Source organism: Mesorhizobium sp. M6A.T.Ce.TU.002.03.1.1 (assembly GCF_003997275.1).
Lineage (GTDB): Bacteria > Pseudomonadota > Alphaproteobacteria > Rhizobiales > Rhizobiaceae > Mesorhizobium > Mesorhizobium mediterraneum.
This window is the reverse complement of record NZ_RZTI01000131.1, coordinates 1-17,515: the sequence shown is the minus strand read 5'-3', so window position 1 is coordinate 17,515 and position 17,515 is coordinate 1. Positions and strand designations below refer to the sequence as shown.

General features: G+C 62.7%; 19 protein-coding genes. 3 read left to right on the top strand and 16 right to left on the bottom strand.

Translation table 11 applies throughout. From position 1 onward, the window contains the following. Positions 1 to 283: 283 nt before the first annotated feature. Entirely contained in the window at positions 284 to 664 is a 381-nt protein-coding gene (locus tag EOC93_RS27485; protein WP_095489007.1) for a cytochrome c family protein, read from the top strand. Positions 665 to 799: 135 nt separating this feature from the next. Here EOC93_RS27485 and gph read toward each other — a convergent pair whose 3' ends face one another. From gph to EOC93_RS27435, 10 genes are all read right to left on the bottom strand, one after another. After that, complete coding sequence (gph, locus tag EOC93_RS27480; RefSeq protein WP_127206187.1) at positions 800 to 1,501, bottom strand: phosphoglycolate phosphatase; 702 nt, start codon at positions 1,499 to 1,501, stop codon at positions 800 to 802. Next, positions 1,498 to 2,055: a thioredoxin family protein gene (locus EOC93_RS27475; protein WP_126105411.1), complete on the bottom strand. Its 558-nt coding sequence runs from the start codon at positions 2,053 to 2,055 to the stop codon at positions 1,498 to 1,500. Before EOC93_RS27475 ends, gph begins: the two co-directional genes overlap by 4 nt. A 22-nt stretch (positions 2,056 to 2,077) precedes the next feature. Continuing rightward, on the bottom strand, positions 2,078 to 2,764 hold the full coding sequence (gene rpe / locus EOC93_RS27470) for a ribulose-phosphate 3-epimerase (protein WP_126105412.1): 687 nt from the start codon (positions 2,762 to 2,764) through the stop codon (positions 2,078 to 2,080). 62 nt (positions 2,765 to 2,826) lie between these two features. Next, on the bottom strand, positions 2,827 to 3,765 hold the full coding sequence (cbbX, locus tag EOC93_RS27465) for a CbbX protein (RefSeq protein WP_126105413.1): 939 nt from the start codon (positions 3,763 to 3,765) through the stop codon (positions 2,827 to 2,829). Positions 3,766 to 3,773: 8 nt separating this feature from the next. Then, complete coding sequence (locus EOC93_RS27460) at positions 3,774 to 4,208, bottom strand: ribulose bisphosphate carboxylase small subunit (RefSeq protein WP_127206186.1); 435 nt, start codon at positions 4,206 to 4,208, stop codon at positions 3,774 to 3,776. An 18-nt stretch (positions 4,209 to 4,226) separates the two neighbouring features. After that, a complete protein-coding gene (locus EOC93_RS27455) occupies positions 4,227 to 5,705 on the bottom strand; it encodes a ribulose-bisphosphate carboxylase large subunit (protein WP_164547299.1) in 1,479 nt (492 codons plus the stop codon). A gap of 36 nt (positions 5,706 to 5,741) precedes the next feature. After that, complete coding sequence (gene fba, locus EOC93_RS27450) at positions 5,742 to 6,821, bottom strand: class II fructose-bisphosphate aldolase (protein WP_095489014.1); 1,080 nt, start codon at positions 6,819 to 6,821, stop codon at positions 5,742 to 5,744. A gap of 30 nt (positions 6,822 to 6,851) precedes the next feature. Next, complete coding sequence (gene tkt, locus EOC93_RS27445) at positions 6,852 to 8,873, bottom strand: transketolase (RefSeq protein ID WP_127206185.1); 2,022 nt, start codon at positions 8,871 to 8,873, stop codon at positions 6,852 to 6,854. 10 nt (positions 8,874 to 8,883) lie between these two features. Next, complete coding sequence (locus tag EOC93_RS27440; protein ID WP_095489016.1) at positions 8,884 to 9,756, bottom strand: phosphoribulokinase; 873 nt, start codon at positions 9,754 to 9,756, stop codon at positions 8,884 to 8,886. A 5-nt stretch (positions 9,757 to 9,761) separates the two neighbouring features. Beyond that, complete coding sequence (locus tag EOC93_RS27435; RefSeq protein WP_127206184.1) at positions 9,762 to 10,808, bottom strand: class 1 fructose-bisphosphatase; 1,047 nt, start codon at positions 10,806 to 10,808, stop codon at positions 9,762 to 9,764. A 122-nt stretch (positions 10,809 to 10,930) separates the two neighbouring features. Between EOC93_RS27435 and EOC93_RS27430 the strand changes: the two genes are divergently transcribed. Next, positions 10,931 to 11,872, top strand: a complete 942-nt coding sequence (locus EOC93_RS27430) for a LysR family transcriptional regulator (protein ID WP_127206183.1) — start codon at positions 10,931 to 10,933, stop codon at positions 11,870 to 11,872. Positions 11,873 to 12,129: 257 nt separating this feature from the next. Further along, a complete protein-coding gene (locus EOC93_RS27425; protein ID WP_095489019.1) occupies positions 12,130 to 12,330 on the top strand; it encodes a hypothetical protein in 201 nt (66 codons plus the stop codon). A 27-nt stretch (positions 12,331 to 12,357) separates the two neighbouring features. Here EOC93_RS27425 and EOC93_RS27420 read toward each other — a convergent pair whose 3' ends face one another. From EOC93_RS27420 to EOC93_RS27395, 6 genes are all read right to left on the bottom strand, one after another. After that, the gene (locus EOC93_RS27420; RefSeq protein WP_127206182.1) at positions 12,358 to 12,993 is read right to left on the bottom strand and encodes a hypothetical protein; all 636 of its coding nucleotides are present in this window, start codon (positions 12,991 to 12,993) and stop codon (positions 12,358 to 12,360) included. After that, positions 12,993 to 13,829: an ABC transporter permease gene (locus EOC93_RS27415; RefSeq protein WP_164759295.1), complete on the bottom strand. Its 837-nt coding sequence runs from the start codon at positions 13,827 to 13,829 to the stop codon at positions 12,993 to 12,995. The genes EOC93_RS27420 and EOC93_RS27415 overlap by 1 nt, the downstream gene beginning before the upstream one ends. A 35-nt stretch (positions 13,830 to 13,864) precedes the next feature. Next, positions 13,865 to 14,653 (bottom strand): ATP-binding cassette domain-containing protein, encoded by a 789-nt coding sequence (locus EOC93_RS27410; RefSeq protein ID WP_127206180.1) that lies wholly within the window; start codon positions 14,651 to 14,653, stop codon positions 13,865 to 13,867. A gap of 102 nt (positions 14,654 to 14,755) precedes the next feature. Then, positions 14,756 to 15,217 (bottom strand): hypothetical protein, encoded by a 462-nt coding sequence (locus EOC93_RS27405; protein WP_245461557.1) that lies wholly within the window; start codon positions 15,215 to 15,217, stop codon positions 14,756 to 14,758. Positions 15,218 to 15,311: 94 nt separating this feature from the next. Next, positions 15,312 to 16,238 (bottom strand): YVTN family beta-propeller repeat protein, encoded by a 927-nt coding sequence (locus EOC93_RS27400; RefSeq protein WP_245461558.1) that lies wholly within the window; start codon positions 16,236 to 16,238, stop codon positions 15,312 to 15,314. A 67-nt stretch (positions 16,239 to 16,305) separates the two neighbouring features. Beyond that, positions 16,306 to 17,515, bottom strand: a 1,210-nt coding sequence (locus EOC93_RS27395) for an ABC transporter substrate-binding protein (protein ID WP_245461556.1), incomplete at its 5' end; no start/stop codon positions are given.

The following is a 17,515-nucleotide window of genomic DNA, read 5'->3' as shown; positions in this document are numbered from 1 at the left end:
CAGCGGGACAGCACCCCCCTCTGCCCTGCCGGGCATCTCCCCCGCAAGGGGGGAGATAGGCAGCTTCGCTGACCGCGCCACGCTCGGCAATTGGTCTGAAGCGATTGCCCTGAACTTCAGTATGGTTGACATCCCTCGTCTGCCGGGTAGCTTCCAAGATGCAGGCGTCGCAACTCCACAAGGGAGAAGCGGACTCGCTCTGCCATAAAACGACGCACGCCGATGACACACAACGGCATGCGCAAATCGTCCAGGGCACCTTGACGATCAATGAGGAAATGCCATGCGTGCAATCGCATTTTTCGCCGTCGTGTCCGTTGCGACGTTTATCACGAACCAATCTCAGGCACAGGATGCCGCCGCGGGTGAGAAGGTCTTCGCCAAATGCAAGGCCTGCCACGTCGTCGACGAGGACAAGAACAAGATCGGTCCGTCGTTGAGCGGCGTTATCGGCCGGACGGCCGGCACGCATCCGGGGTTCAAATATTCCAAACCCATGACCGAGGCGGGTGGATCCGGCGTCAAATGGGATGAAGCCACGCTGACGACCTATCTTCGCGATCCCAAGGCCATGATCAAAGGCACAAAGATGGCGTTTCCCGGCCTCAAGAAGGACGAGGATCTTGCCAACGTCATCGCCTATCTGAAGCAATTCTCCAAATAACCCGGTTTTTCCGTTAGGAAATAACCCGGTTATTTGGCAGGAAATAACCCGGTTCTTCCGCACGAAGTAACGCGACTTCGCCGGCCGTTCGAAACTGCGTTCGGCCGGCGCCCACCCGGTGGTTGGCGCCGCTGGTCAAGCGGCGTCTTGCAGCCTCCGCATGGCGGACGGCAGCTCGAGCAGACCGTCGCAAACGAGGTCGGCGCCAAGCTCTTCAACGGCAATTTGGGTGTAGCCGCCACGCAGCAGAATGACGGGCATGCCGGCGGCGCGCGCGGCGGCCACGTCGGCGCTGCTGTCTCCGACCATCAGCGTGTCACGAGGCTCGACCTGAAGCTGGTCGAGCGCCAGCAGCAGAGCGTCGGGCGCCGGTTTCAAGGATGTCACCGCATCTCCGCCGACGATCGCACCGAAATAGTCCGTCAGCCCAAAATGCAGCAGGATTTCCCGAGCCGCCAACTGCGGCTTGTTGGTCACCACGCCCATGGCTATTCCACTCAAGTGGAAGTGCGTGAGAACCTCCCTGACGCCAGGCATCAGCCTTGTCAGGCCGGTCAGATGTCTGCGGTAGATCGGCGCCATGGCGCGGTTGGCCTCATCGAGCGCGCTGCCGAGAAGCGGCGTGCCGGAAGCCGCGAAGGCTCGCTCGATCAGTCTCCTGACGCCGCCGCCGATCATGGCCTTGACCTGCTCCAGGCTCAGCGGCGGCAGATCGCGGCCGGCCAGCAATTCGTTGACTGCGGCCGTTATGTCAGGCGCCGAATCGACCAGCGTGCCGTCGAGATCGAACAGGATCGCCTTGGGCGATCGAAACGGCCTGCCTGCGCCGACGTTCATGCGGCGTCCTTCCACTTGATCGAGCAGCCGATCGAAGCGATCTGGTCGAGCGGTCCGTCTCCGGTTCGGGCAATTTGCTTCATCGCCTCGAACAGGTCGCGCCTCAGCCCGGGCGGTCCGGCGTCGCGCCGCGCCGCGTCCAGCCGGCCGCGATATTGCAGCGTCAACTCGCTGTTGAGCCCGAAGAAATCCGGAGTGCAAACGGCTCCATAGGCACGCGCCACCTCTTGGCGCTCGTCGTGGAGGTAGGGGAAGGTGAAGCCGTTCGTCCTGGCGAAAAGCTTCATGTTGTCGAAGGAATCATCGGGGTAGGCGTCGGCATCGTTGGCGTTGATCGCGACAAAGCCGATGCCTTGCGCCTTGAGGTCGTTGGCATCGCGGACGATGCGTGAAATCACCGCCTTCACATAAGGGCAGTGATTGCAGATGAAGGCCACCACCAGCCCGTTCGGGCCGGCATGGCTGAAGATCGAATGCGATTTGCCGTCGACGCCGGGCAAAACGGCATCGATGGCTTGCCAGCCGAAATCGCAGACAGGTGGAATTGCCGCCATATTTGCCCTCCGATGTGACGGTTTACGCAGCTTTCCGGATCGCCCCGTCGGCCGCCTGCCTGATGGCGTCGATATTGGCGCGATAGGCAGCCTCGGTGCCGCCCATGAAAATGGCCGAGCCCGCGACCAGCACATTGGCGCCGGCCGCGGTGACCAGCGGAGCAGTCTCGGGCGTGACGCCGCCGTCGATCTCGATGTCGATCGGACGATGGCCGATCAGCGCCTTGACCCGCCTGACCTTGTCGACGACCGCCGGAATGAACGCCTGGCCGCCGAAGCCCGGATTGACGGTCATCAGAAGGACCAGATCGAGCCGGTCGAGCACATATTCGATGACGCTTTCCGGCGTCGACGGGTTCAGCGACACGCCGGCCTTCTTGCCGAGATTCCTGATTGCCTGCAGCGAACGGTCGAGATGCGGCCCGGCCTCGGCATGCACCGTGATGATGTCGCAGCCGGCATCGGCGAAGGCGGCGAGATAGGCGTCGGCCGGCGCGATCATCAGGTGGCAGTCGAAGATCTTGTCCGTTCGGTCACGGATCGCCTTGATCACCGGCGGACCGAAGGTGATGTTGGGCACGAAATGGCCGTCCATCACGTCGAGATGGATCCAGTCGGCACCCGCCCGGACGACCGTCTCGACCTCGTCGCCAAGCCGCGAGAAGTCCGCAGAAAGCACCGAGGGCGCGATGATTGTCTTAGTACCCATGGTCGTCGGCTCCCATTCTATCTTCCGTTTCCGGTCGCTGCACACCAACCGGCGTCGTCATGTCAGCGCGCCTTCGTCTCCGGCTCGCCTTCGAGCTTACCTTCCGCGAACACGCGGCTGCCGCGAATATCGGATTCCTCAATGGTGATAAGGTCGGTCTTCGTCAACGCCCGGTCGCGCGACGCGAAAAGCCGGTTGGCCTGGCGAAGCCGCGCCCGGTCGAGCCCATTGCGGACCGAGCGAGCGTTGGAGAAATGCGGCAGCCGCATGCGGATCGGGAGATACTCTTCGAGCGCCTTGGCCGCCGCTTCGCTGAGACGGTAATTCTGTTCCGCCAGCATGATCTCGGCGATCGATTTGAGCTCGCCGACGCCGTAGTCGGGAAAATCGAGGTGGTGGGCGATGCGCGAGCGCATGCCGGGATTGCTGTCGAAGAAGCGGTCCATCTTGTTCTTATAGCCGGCAAGAATCACAACCAGATCGTCACGGTTGTTTTCCATGCATTGCAGCAGGATTTCGATTGATTCCTGGCCATAGTCGCGTTCGTTCTCGGGCTTGTAGAGATAGTAGGCCTCGTCGATGAAGAGCACCCCGCCCATGGCGCGCTTGATCACTTCGCGGGTCTTGGGTGCGGTGTGGCCGACATACTGACCGACGAGATCGTCTCGTGTCACCGCGACCATGTGGCCTTCGCGGACATAGCCGAGACGATGCAGGATTTCGGCCATCCTCAGCGCCACGGTGGTCTTTCCGGTGCCGGGATTTCCGGTAAAGTTCATGTGCAGCGTCGGCGCGCCCGAGGTCAGCCCGAATTTGCGGCGAAGCCGGTCGACCAGGAGCAGCGCCGCGATCTCGCGGATGCGGGTCTTGATGGGCTTCAGGCCAACGAGCTCGCGGTCGAGCTTGTCCATCACCTCATCGATGTTGGACGCCTCGAACTCGGCCTGCAGATCAACCGATTCGTCCTGCGCGGCAGCGCCCTTTGCTATCGCGTCCAGCATGGTTTCGCCTAGCTCCGCTCGCCTTCGGGCCTGTCAGTCGCATAAGGCACGATCGAATAGCCCTGGCTGCGGCCGTCGCGCTCCTGACGCAGCAGCCGGAACCCGGGTTCGTTGGGCGGCCGGTTGACGATGAACGACATGCGCGGCGCCTCCCAGCCCTTGGTCGAATCGAAGGCGGTGACCCGGACATACATGTTGGGCATGGCTTTCCGGCAATTGTTGACTTCAAGCAGGATGCCCGCCGGGTCCTTCAGGTCGAACATCGGGTTGCCGTACATTTCCCAATAGGTGTTTCGCGGATGCGGATCGTCCGTGTACTCGACGCTGACCGCCCAGTGGTTTTTCAGCGCGTATTTGATCTGCGCCGAAATCTGCTCATCGGTCAGGTCGGGCAGGAACGAAAACTGTCCCTGCGTGACCTTGTTTCCCGGATTGGTCATCATGGCGACGATTCCTTTCGTCTAGAAGCTGGGCGTTGCGGTTGGCACGAAGTCGGCCGTATCGGTCGATTCGTAGTTGAAGGTGACGTCCTTCCAGGTCTCCAGGGCCGCCTTCAGCGGCGTGCACCATCTGGCCGCCTGTTCGAGGATTTTGGTCCCTTCGCGCAGATAGTCGCGGCCCTCGTTGCGGGCGAGGATCATCGCCTCCAACGCGACGCGATTGGCCGTCGCGCCGGCCTGGATGCCGTCCGGATGGCCGATCGTGCCGCCGCCGAACTGCAGGATGACGTCCTCGCCGAGATAATGGATCAACTGGTGCATCTGGCCGGCATGGATGCCGCCGGAGGCGACGGGCATCACCTTGTTGAGCGAGGCCCAGTCCTGATCGAAGAACAGCCCGGTTTCGAGGTTCTGCGGCGTGCGCTCCTCGCGCAGCGTGTCATAAAACCCCTTGATCATCAGCGGGTCGCCTTCCAGCTTGCCGACCACCGTGCCGGCATGGATGTGATCGACGCCGGCCATCCGCATCCATTTGCAGATGACGCGAAAATTCATGCCATGGTTCTTCTGGCGCGAATAGGTCGAGTTGCCGGCGCGGTGCAGGTGCAGGATCATGTCGTTGCGGCGTGCCCACTTGGCCATCGACTGGATCGCCGTGTAGCCAATGACGAGGTCGATCATGACGATGCAGGAGCCAAGCTGCTTTGCGAATTCGGCGCGCTCGTACATCTCCTCCATCGTGCCGGCGGTGACGTTGAGATAATGGCCCTTGACTTCGCCGGTGGCGGCCGACGCCTTGTTCACAGCCTCCATGCAGTAGAGGAAGCGGTCGCGCCAGTGCATGAACGGCTGCGAGTTGATGTTCTCGTCGTCCTTGACGAAGTCGAGGCCACCCTTCAGCGCCTCGTAGACGACGCGGCCGTAGTTGCGGCCTGACAGGCCAAGCTTCGGCTTCGTCGTCGCGCCGAGCAGCGGCCGGCCGAACTTGTCGAGCCGCTCGCGTTCCACCACGATGCCGGTCGCCGGGCCCTGGAAGGTTTTGAGGTAGGCCACCGGGACGCGCATGTCCTCGAGCCGCAAGGCCTTGACCGCCTTGAAGCCGAACACGTTGCCGATGATCGATGCAGTCAGGTTGGCGATTGAGCCCGGCTCGAACAGGTCGAGGTCGTAGGCGATGTAGGCGAAGTACTGCTGCTCGGTCTTGGTGCCGGGACCTGTGTTCGGCACCGGCTCGGATTTGAACGCCTTGGCGCGGTAGAGCTCGCAGGCGGTCAGCCTGTCGGTCCACACCACGGTCCATGTCGCGGTCGAGGATTCACCGGCGATGGCGGCGGCCGCCTCCTCGTGGTCGACGCCGGGCTGCGGCGTAATCCGAAACATGGCGATCAGGTCGGTCTCCTTGGGCCGGTAGTCCGGCTCCCAATAGCCCATCTTCTTGTAGGGGATGACGCCCGACTTGTAGCGTTCGCTGCCTTCCTTGAGCGTGCCCGCTGACGGCATGTCGATCTTGTTCATGACAGGTCTCCTGTTTGCCGCTCAGGCGGCTTTCGCGGTTGCGATTTGCGGGTCGAGCTTTCCCGCGGCGTAACGTTTCGCCATCTCGTCCATGGCGATTACCCTGATCTTCGAGGCGTTGCCCGCGGTGCCGAAGCGTTCGAAGCGATCGCGGCAAAGGTCGCGCAAGGCGTCCATGGCGGGTTTCAGGAATTTGCGCGGATCGAACTCGCGCGGATCCTCCGTCGCGACGCGGCGGAACTGCCCGGCCATGGCCATGCGGCAATCGGTATCGATGTTGACCTTGCGCACGCCGTAGCGGATGCCGCGCTCGATCTCCTCGACCGGAACGCCAAACGTCTGGGGCATCTCGCCGCCATATTTGTTGATGATGTCCTGCAGTTCCTGCGGCACGGAGGAAGAGCCATGCATGACCAGATGCGTGTTGGGCAACTTTTCGTGGATCGCCTCGATCACCTGCATGGCGAGGATGCCGCCGTCGGGCTTGCGGCTGAATTTGTAGGCGCCGTGCGAGGTGCCGCAGGCAATCGCCAGCGCGTCGACCTGGGTGGCGGTGACGAAGTCGACCGCCTGATCGGGATCGGTCAAAAGCTGGTCGTGGGAAAGCGCGCCTTCGGCGCCATGGCCGTCCTCGGCCTCGCCCTGGCCGGTTTCCAGCGAGCCGAGCACGCCGAGCTCGCCTTCGACGGAAGCGCCGACCCAATGCGCCATGCGGGCGACACGTTCGGTGATGGCGACGTTGTAGTCGTAGCTCGCCGGCGTCTTGGCATCCGCCATCAATGACCCGTCCATCATCACCGAGGTGAAGCCGTGGCGGATCGCCGAAAGGCAGGTGGCTTCGTTGTTGCCGTGATCCTGATGGATGCACAGCGGAATGGCCGGATGCATTTCGGTCAACGCCTCCATCATCTTGGCCAGCATGATGTCGTTGGCATAGGAGCGGGCGCCGCGCGACGCCTGGATGATGACCGGCGCGTCGCAGGCCTTGGCCGCCTCCATGATGGCGAGGCCTTGTTCCATGTTGTTGATGTTGAATGCCGGTACGCCGTAGCCATGCTCGGCGGCATGGTCGAGAAGCTGGCGAAGGGTGATGCGGGCCATTGTCGGGTCCTCTTAGCTGCGGAAGTTGGGCTAGATGATGAGCTTCAGCGCCGCTGCGGCGATGGCTTCGGGCGTGATGTCGAAATGCCGGTAGAGATCCGGGGCAGGGGCGCTGGCGCCAAAACCGGCCATGCCGACGAAAGCGCCGGTGTCGCCGATCCAGCGATCCCAGCCGAGCCGCGCCGCGGCTTCGACGGCAATGCGCGGCGCCGAGCCGAGGACGGACTTCCGGTAGTCCGCATCCTGTTCCTCGAAGAGCTCCCAGCACGGCATCGAGACGACCGCGGCGGCGATGCCGTGCTCGGCCTCCAGCCGTTCGGCGGCGGCAACGGCGATCTCGACCTCCGAGCCGGTGGCGATCAGCGTCACGGCGCGGTGCTCGGATGGCTCGCGCAGGATGTAAGCGCCCTGGCTCGATCGGTTCTCGTCGCTGTGTGGCTCGTCGCTGAGTGCCTGACGCAGCATCGGCAGGTTCTGGCGCGAGAGCACCAGCACGCTCGGCCGGTTCTTGCTCTTCAGCGCCAATTCCCAGCACTCCGCCGTTTCGATGATGTCGGCCGGACGAAAGACGTTGAGGTTTGGCGTGGCCCGCAGCATCGCCAGGTGCTCGACCGGCTGGTGGGTCGGGCCGTCCTCGCCGAGACCGATGGAATCATGCGTCATCACATAGACGACGCGCTGGCCCATCAGCGCCGAGAGCCGCATCGCGCCGCGTGCATAGTCGGCAAAGCACAGGAACGTGCCGCCATAAGGCACGAAACCGCCATGCAGTGCGATGCCGTTCATGGCCGCGGCCATGCCGTGCTCGCGGATCCCGTAGTGGATATAGCGGCCGGCATAGTCATCAGGCGCTATGCGATCCATGCCCTTGGTGATCGTCAGGTTCGAATGCGTCAGATCGGCGGAGCCGCCGACGGTCAGGTCGGTCGCGGCGTTGATGGCGCCGAGCGCCATTTCGGAGGCTTTTCGCGTTGCAACCTTGGTCGCCTTCTCGAGATGCTCCTTGCGGAAAGCGCCGAGCGCTTCGAAGACCGCGTCGGGCAGGTTGCCGGCGACCGCGCTCTCAAACGCCTGGCGCCGGGACGAGGCGGCAAGCCGCTGCTCCCAGGCGTGCCGCGCCGCTTGCCCGCGCTCGGCAACTTCGCGCCAGGTGAAAAGGATGTCGTCCGGCACCTCGAACGGCGCGTAGGCCCAGTCGATGTTTTCGCGCGTCGCGGCGATCTCCGCATCGCCCAGCGGCGCGCCATGCGTCTTTTCCGAACCGCCCAGATTGGGCGCGCCCTTGCCGATCACCGTGCGGCAGGCGATCAGGGACGGCCGGTCCGACTGCTGTGCTGCTTCGATTGCCGCAGCGACGGCTTCCGTGTCGTGGCCGTCCACCGATTGGACGTGCCATCCGGCGGCTTTGAACCGTGCCGGCTGGTCCATCGATGTCGACAGCGACGTCGGTCCGTCGATCGAGATCGCATTGTCGTCCCAGAACACGATCAGCCGGGAGAGCTTCAGGTGACCGGCAAGGTCGATCGCCTCGTGGCTGATGCCTTCCTGCAGGCAGCCGTCGCCGGCGATCACGTAGGTGAAATGGTCGACGAGGTCGGCGCCGTGGCGGGCAGCAAGCATGCGCTCCGCCAGTGCCATGCCGACGGCGGTCGAAATGCCTTGTCCAAGCGGACCGGTCGTCGTCTCGATGCCAAGCGCATGGCCATATTCCGGATGTCCGGCGGTGCGGCTGCCCAGCTGGCGAAACCGCTGCAATTCCTCGATCGGCATGTCTTCAAAGCCGAGCAGGTAATGCAGCGCATATTGCAGCATCGAGCCGTGCCCGGCCGAAAGCACGAAGCGGTCGCGATCGGGCCAGTTGGGCGCCGACGGATCGATATTGATGAAGCGGCCGAACAGCACCGTCGCGACATCGGCCATGCCCATCGGCATGCCCGGATGGCCGGAATTGGCCTTTTGGACGCTGTCCATCGCCAATGCGCGAATGGCGTTCGCCATGTCGCGCTCCGAGACGGCGGCGACGGGCTTCAATGCTGCTGCTTGGCTGTTCATGGCGTCCTCCTCACGACACACGGTTCTTGCGTTCGATCAATTGCAGGATGAGCGGCGTCAGGATCAGCTGCATGGCAAGGTCGAGCTTGTTGCCTGGCACCACTATGGAATTCGGCCGCGACATGAACGAGTCGTGGATCATCGAAAGCAGGTAGGGGAAATCGATGCCGCGGGGATTGGCGAAGCGGATGACCAGCATCGATTCGTCAGGCGTCGGAATCCAGCGCGCGATGAACGGATTGGACGTGTCGACGATCGGCACGCGCTGGAAGTTGATGGCGGTCTGCGAGAACTGCGGGACGATGTAGCGGACATAGTCCGGCATGCGGCGCAGGATCACGTCCATCACCGCCTCGGTCGAATAGCCGCGCGTTGCGCGGTCGCGATGGATCTTCTGGATCCATTCGAGATTTATCACCGGCACCACACCGATCCTAAGGTCCGCGTGTCTGGCCAGGTTGATCTTGTCGGTGACGACGCAGCCATGCAGGCCCTCGTAGAAGAGCAGGTCGCTCGGCGGGAATTCGCGCCATTCGGTAAAATGTCCCGGCGGCGTGCCGTACTGCTTCTCCTCGTCCTCGTCATGGATGTAGGTGCGGGTCTTTCCGGTTCCCCGGCGGCCATATTCCTCAAACACCTCTTCGAGGATTGCGAGTTCGTTGGCCTCGGCATTGAAGTGGGTGAAGTTCGGATTGCCCGCCTTCTCTTCCTCGGCCACCTTTGTCTTCATCGTGGCGCGGTCGTAGCGGTGAAAGGCATCGCCTTCGATGAAGGCGGCCTCGATGTTCTCACGCCGGAAGATCAGATCGAAGATGCGCTTGACCGAGGTGGTGCCTGCGCCCGACGACCCGGTGATGGTGATGATGGGGTGCTTTGCCGACATGGTGCTCAGGCCCTGAACAGGCCGCGGCGGCTGAACAGCGGCGCACGCTCGCCGATGGCGCTGGGCTCGGTGTGGTAGCGGGTGATGCGCGCGACTTCCCGCGCCGATCCGAACACCACGGGCACGCGCTGATGCAGGCTCTCGGGTTCGATTTCGAGGATGCGGGTCATCGTATCGGTGGCGGCACCGGCCGCCTGTTCAATGAGATAGGCGATCGGGTTGGCCTCATAGACGAGGCGCAGCCGGCCCTGGCGGTAACCCTTGCGCTTGTCGCCGGGATACAGGAATACACCGCCGCGCATCAATATGCGGTAGCAGTCGGCGACCAGGGAGGCGATCCAGCGCATGTTGAAATCCTTCTCTCGTGGGCCTTCGATGCCTTCTAGGCAGTCGTCGATGTAGAGCCGCACCGCCTCGTCCCAATGCCGGTAGTTGGCGGCGTTGATGGCGAACTCCTGGGTGCGCTGCGGGATGATCCGGCTCTCGTAGGCCTGGACGAAGGTGCCGAGCCTGGTCGAGAGAACGAAGACATGCGTGCCGCTGCCGAGCGACAGAACCAGCGCCAGCTGCGGCCCGTAGATGAAGAAGCCGGCGCCCAGCTGGTTCACGCCTGCCTGCAAAAAAGAGGCGGCCGGATTTCCGTCCGGCGCGCCAGTTGCAGGGAGGAGCGAGAAAATCGTTCCAATCGACACGTTGGTGTCGATGTTGGAGGAGCCGTCGAGCGGGTCGATGGCGATGGCGAGAGGCGCTTTGCTGTCGAGCAGGACCGGCTGCTCCAGTTCCTCGGAGGCGTAGAGCGCGACCGGAGCGTGGCGCATGGCGTCGAGGAAGATGTCGTCGGCGAAGATGTCGAGATCCTTCTGGATATCGCCGTCGGCATTGGCGCCGCGGGTCCCGGCAAAGGCGGTGCCGAGCACCCCTTGATTGATGGTGTTGCGGATCTTGGTGGCGGCCTGCGTCAGCTGACGGATGGTTGCTACGACTGCCGAGCGCAACTCGTCCGGTGGGCCGAGATAGGAATTCAGAAAAGCGTCGAGCGTTGCCGCTGGCATCGTAACCTCCCATCCAACCGCATCTCCTCGGACCGGCCGGATTGGGGAATGAAAACAAACGGTGTAGGATAAGTAAAATTCAATAACTTTACTTTCGTAGTAAAAAAATTTTAGTATGCCGTATGAGAACCCTCACGCTCAAGCAATTCAAGACCGTCCAGGCGATCATCAGCCACGGGAAAATCGTCAGTGCAGCCAAAGTGTTAGGCCTGTCTCCTCCAGCGGTGACGATCCAGTTGCGGCAAGTGGAGGAGGAGTTCCAATTGGCCTTGTTCGACCGGACGTCGGACGGCATGCGTCCCACTGCCGCAGGGCTGGCCTTCGTCGAGACGGCGCAGGCGATCGAAGAGCGGCTTCGCTTGCTCGAAGACAAGATGGATGCGATCAAGGGCGTGCGCATCGGCAGCTTGAGGCTCGGCGTCGTTTCCACCGCCAAATATTTCGCGCCGCGGCTCATGGCCGGCTTCATGAAGGAGCATCCCGACATCGATATGCGGCTTGCCATCGGCAACCGCGCCGAAACGATCGACAGGCTGAAGAACCACGACATCGACATTGCGCTGATGGGACGCCCGGCGAAGGAGGTCCCGGTGCGTGCCTCGGTGTTTGGCGATCACCCGCTGGTCATCATTGCGCCGCCCGACCACCCGCTGGCGTCGGCACGCGAGATATCCAAGGAGCGGATCGCCGAAGAGCATTTCCTCATTCGCGAGCCCGGCTCCGGCACGCGCATCTCGCTGGAAATATTCCTGAGCGACGTGCCCGGCCGCATCGACGATCTCGGCGTCGAGATGGGCTCGAACGAGACCATCAAGCAGGCGGTGATGGCCGGGCTCGGCATCGCCTTCATCTCTGCCCACACCATCGCCGCGGAAACCGAAGCCGGCCGGCTGGTCATCCTCGACGTTGTCGGCATGCCGATCCGCCGGCAATGGTTTTCGGTGATGCGCAGCGATCACGCGATCTCGCCGGCCATGGCGACATTCCACGATTTCCTGATGCGCAAGGGCGCGATGTACCTGCCCCTGTTCGGCAAGCTCTATCCGCAGACCAGAGCGGGATGACGTTGGACGGGCGGAACTCGACCTGAACGACCGACATACCAAACGCCAGAGATCGCGAGATAGCCCCGAGAAGGGAGTGGAGAACGCCCGGCGATCGTTGGCGTTAGATAAGCGATATGTTATGTTGCAGTGCGAAAGAACAGGGGCCACGTCCTTTCCACCCGTAAGCGATCTGTATGTGCGACCCCTGCAGACTGGTCGGTATTTCGGAAACCTCCCGGGCATGGGGTTCGGGAATTCGATGGGGACAAGGGGTAATGCTTTACACGCTCGTTATGATGGTCTGCCTGACGGATATGCCGCAGACCTGTGAACAACGCGAACAGATGGTGGACGGCCTGGCGATGAATCCCGGGACCGCCTTCATGCAGGCGCAGCCGCTGGTGGCCCAGTGGATCGAGACGCATCCCGGTTATTTCGTGCGGCGCTGGCGCGTGCTGCCCGGCCGGGAATCGTGAGATCCGCCGCGAAGATCGAATGAGGTTCTAATTCTTCTTCGCGGCGAGCGTTTCCGAGACGGCCTTGGACAGTTGATATAGCCGCTGCTCGATTATCGTCGGCACGTCACAGACGTAAGTCAGCGATTGGACGCGTTCGTTGAAAATTCGCGTTGCGAATTTCAGCTGTTCGGTTCGCCGTTCGACCTCGTCGGGATCTGCATCGGGTTTTTCCCGCAGCGCATCGACGTCGGACGCTTCCTTGCGCAAGGCGGCGGCCATTTCGAGCTGCTTGTGGGCGTAGCGGGAAATGCCTGAGATCACGTGCGAACGCTCAGTGTCCATATGATCGAACATGCCTTGCACCAGCATCGCCATTTTCGGCGCAAGCTGCTCGGCCGGCAACGATGCGGCGAAATCCCTGATCTTCTTTTGGGCTTCGGCAATCGGCATTCGCCGGGCTGCCACCTCCTCGACCAGGGCGGAGACGGCAGGGTCCTTCGACAAGTCCTTCGCCGCCGGGGGAAGCTCCGGCCCGTTCCAGATCTGGCCGAGCGAGAGCTGCGGCACCTTGCGCTGTATGCAGGGCCAGTCCGGATCGTTGTTCGCCGCCGCCTTGGCGTTCATGCTCGGCGCGAGCATGGCAGCCACAGCCAGGCTGCGAACAAGGCTCATTCGTGCCATCAGGCATTTCCTCCCGTGTCCTGTTTCCGGCTTATCAGGCCGCGCGAAGGGTCGTAGGCGATGATGGCGGCGGCAAGGAACAGAAGCGTACAGCCGGCAACGACGCCCAGCGACAGCCAGTCAATCTGGCCGTAAAAGGCGAAGCGGATCAGTTCGACCGCATAGGTGAACGGATTGGCGAGGCAGATTTTATAAAGCAGCGGGCTCGCCTCCTGGATGCGCCACAGGGGATAGAGCGCCGGAGAGGCGAAATAGCCGGGAAAGATAACGAAGTTCATGATGCCGGCGAAGTTTTCGAGCTGCTTGATCATCGAGGACAAAAGCATGCCGAGCGCGCAAAGCATCATGCCCGACAGGAACAGCGCCGGCAGCACCATGAGATAACCGAGCGGCGGGCCTTTGACGCCCCAGAACCAGGCAACGATCAGAAACGCGTAGACCTGCGCGATCGATACGGCGACGCCGGCGAGCATCTTCGAGACCAGCAGGAACCAGCGCGGGAAGGGGCTGACCAGCAAGGTGCGCATGTTGCCCATCTCGCGGTCATAGACCATCGACAGCGAAGACTGCATGCCCGAGAACAGCAGGATCATGCCGCACAAGCCCGGCGTGATGTAGACCTCGTACAGCACGTAGGTCTTGTAGGGCGGGATGATCGATACGCCGAGCACCTGCCGGAATCCGGCGGCAAAGATGAACAGCCAGATGAGCGGCCGAACCAGCGAGGACATGAAGCGCTCGCGCTGGTGCAGGAAGCGCAGGCACTCCCGCAGGACGACGCCTTTGAGGCAAATGAGATAGTGGCCGAGGCCGAATTTCTCGAACCTCACCGGCATGACGCCTGCGACTTTTTCGGGCATTGCGGGAGCGCTCATGGCGATATCTCCGCGGTGCCGGCTGCCTCGATGCGGCTGAGCCTCGAAAAGGCGTCGCGGATCGAACCGGCGCCGCTCGTCCTGACGACATCGGCCACCTTGCCCTTGGCGACCAGCTCACCCTGCCGCAAGACGACGACATGGTCGCCGTCGTCAACCTCATCGATCAGGTGCGTCGCCCACAGCACGCCAATACCTTCGGTTTCGACGAGCTTGCGGATGGTGGCGAGAATGCCTGCGCGCGACTGGATGTCGAGACCGACGGTCGCCTCGTCGAGCAGCAGCAGGGAGGGGCGGTGGAGCAGCGCCCTGGCGATCTCTATGCGCCGCATCTGGCCTCCGGAAAGGCTGCGTGCCTTGTCATGCTGACGGCCTGGCATGTCGACAATATCGAGCAGCGCGGCAATGCGCTGCCGGGCCTCGCGTCCTCCGATGCCATGCAGCGCGGCGTGGTAGGAGAGGTTCTGGTGCACGCTGAGATCGAGGTCGAGCGTGCGGGCCTGGAACACGATGCCGACACGCCGGAGCGCTTCGCCCGAAGCACGGCTGACGTCGTGGCCGAAGATGCGGATCGATCCGCGGCGCGTGTCGTAAAGATGGCTGATCAGCGAGAACAGCGTTGTCTTGCCGGCGCCGTTGAGGCCGAGAAGAACGGTGAAAGTCGCCGGCGCGATCGAGAATGAGACGTCGTTGAGCGCCCGCTTCGGGCCATAGGAATGGCTGACGCCGGCGACATCGAGCGCCGCCGCCTCATCTCCTGGTCCGCTTGTCCTCACATGCTGCACGCCGGCTCGCTCCCTGTCGTCGACAATAGTCTAGCACACCGGGAGTCTGGCACACCGACAGTCTGGCGCGCCGGACCCGCGCAGTCCTGCTTTCCGGTGACCCTACTTGATGGTGATCGTGCCCTTCATGCCTTTGTCGGCGAGATCGGGCACCGACCATGTATAGATGCCGGGCCGCACGGTGGTAAACTGGACCTGGATGGTGCCGTCAGCGTCGAATTCGAGCCATGCGGGTGCGCCGTTCATGTGCACCTCGAGGTCGTTGATGACGATCTGGTTGTTCCACACATTGCGGAACAGGTCGGTATGGAATTTGTACTCCAGCCCGCCCGCCGCGGTGATCTTCCAACGATAGCCCTGGCCGGCGATCAGCTGGAAGTCCTTCTGGTTGGCGGTGAACTGGTCTTCCTTGCTGCCGAGGATAAGTTCCGGCACGTCCTTGCTGGCCCGGGTTGCCTTCTCGGCTCCGGGACTGGCATCCGTCTTGGTGGCCGCACTGGCGGCCGCGTCATCGTCATCGCCGTCGTTGTCCTGCGCCCAGGCATGGCCCTGCGTGAGTGCCATGCCCACCAACGCCGCGAAAGCGACTACCCGAAATTTCCGCATGATTTCCTGCCCTTCTGCTGTTTTTCTGCCTATTTGATTCAATGGGGGTGATTCAATTAGGCGAGACGACGACGCCCCACGGCAGCGCGCCGACGGTCACCGACTGCACCGGCTCGTCGGTCGCCACGTCGATGAAGGTGATGTCGTTCGACACACCGTTGGTCGAGATGATGGTCTTCTGGTCCGGGGTGAAGGCGAGCTGCCAGACGCGTTGGCCGACCAGCACGTATTTCTCGACCTCGTATGTCTCGGTATTGACCACCGCGACGCGGTTGGCCGGTCCGAGCGCCACATAGGCTTTCTTGCCGTCGGCGGTGATGCGCACACCTACCGGCTGGATGGATTCGGCCCTCAGGCCGGCAACCTCGAAGGTGATCTTCTGGACAACTTCGCGCGTTTGATTGTCGATCACCGAAACCGTGCCGCCGATTTCGGCACTCACCCAGGCCTGCTTGCCGTCGGGCGTGAACTCGACGAAGCGCGGGCGCGCATCCACCAGCACGTTGTCGGTGATCTCGTGGGTCGACGTATCGATGAAATGCGCCATGTTCGTCGTTTCCGACGTGTTGATCATGGTCTTTCCGTCCGGGCTGACGCCCATGCCTTCCGGCTCAACGCCGACCGGGATTTCGGCCAGCACCTTCTTGCCCTCTATGTCGATGACGGTGACGAGATTGTCGTCCTCATTGGCGACATAGAGCGTCTTGCCGTCAGGCGAGAGCACGAAGAGCTCCGGGTCAGGCCCGGAAGGCAAGGTATCGACGATCTCCAGGGTTGCCGTGTCGATCACCTCGATGGAATCATCGTCGCTGGCGCAGAGATAGACGTGCTTGCCGTCATGCGAGATGGTGATGCCGCGCGGACGCTGCCCGACATTGACGGTCTTCACCACCTGCATCGTCGCGGTGTCGACGACGCTCATCGTGTTGTCTTTCTCGTTGGAGATATAGGCCATGTAGGCCGACGCCGGACTGGCCATGAAGCCGGTGGCCAGAATGGCGAGCGCGTAAGCTCCTCTGTGCACTGAAATTCCCTCCCAATCGGTTCTACTTAAGCACGCATTTTGTTTCCGGCTCATCGACCCCGAGCGTATCGAGCTCGGATACTTGGTGCAAAAAACCTTCCTGCGGCGATGTCGAGACGACCGATCGGCCGTCGCCGAGGAAGATCGGCTGCCGCAACTGCTGGTTCCACTTGCGGAAGGTCAGTTTCTGGCCCTTGAAGGCAGCGATCGAAAAATCGTCGGAGCGGATGAAATCGGCCATCTTCCGGGGGTCGGCGCCCTGTGTGCGGGTCGCCGCCTCGCCGAGGATGCGCACCGCGGTCCATGCCGCCATATCCTTCGACACCATGCGGCGGCCGTTTGCCTTGGCGAAGCGGTTCTGGATCTGGGTGCCGCCCCATTGCTCGCTGGCCGGATGCCAGGCCGACGGGGTGAGGCCGGCGGTGCCGGCGACCGGCCGCGGAATCCAGGTGCGGAACGGCACGTAGGTGCCGAACACCTCGCTTTCGTCGGCGACCAGCAACACATCATGCTCCGGCAGGTCCTGCGTGAAGACAGGCATCTGCCGCTGGATCTGGACGACGCCGGAATCGGTCCGCCGTGCCGTGCCGGTGTCCTTGAATTCCTTTTCGCCGACGATCTCGCCGCCGAAGCGCGTCGCCGCCCGACGTAGCGCCTCGGCAAAAAGCTGGTCGCGCTCGTGCGAGCCGTAGATCAGCACCCAGCGCCGCCATTGCTTCCAGATGAGATATTGCGCCAGCCCGTCGGCCAGCATGCTGCGCGTCGGGATGGTGTGGAAGATGTTGGCACGGCATTCTTCCTCGCGAAGACTGTCGTCGGTGGCGCCGGCATTGAAGATCAACACGCCGTTGTCGCGGGCAAGATCGGCGATCGACAGCAATTGCCTGGCCGAGAGGTCCGCGACCACGTAGCGGTCGCCTTTGGCGATCATGTCCTGGAAGGCCGGAACGACGTCCGCGTCCGGCTTTACCTCGGTCACGTCGAGGCTGAATTTCTGGCCGAGGAAGCTGCCGGTCGTGTTGTTGTCGGCAATCGCCACATTGCCGCCGGCAACACCTTCATCGCGCGGCGGGACGTCGAGCACCGACAAGGCCAGCTGCGGCGCATACGCACGCAAATAGCCTATCTTGATTTCGGTTAGCTTTTTTTCCGGCTTGGCCGTTGCGGTCGGTTGCTCGCCCGTCGCTTCCTGGGCTAGCGCGCCCGGCCGGCAATCAGCGAAATCGCCCGGC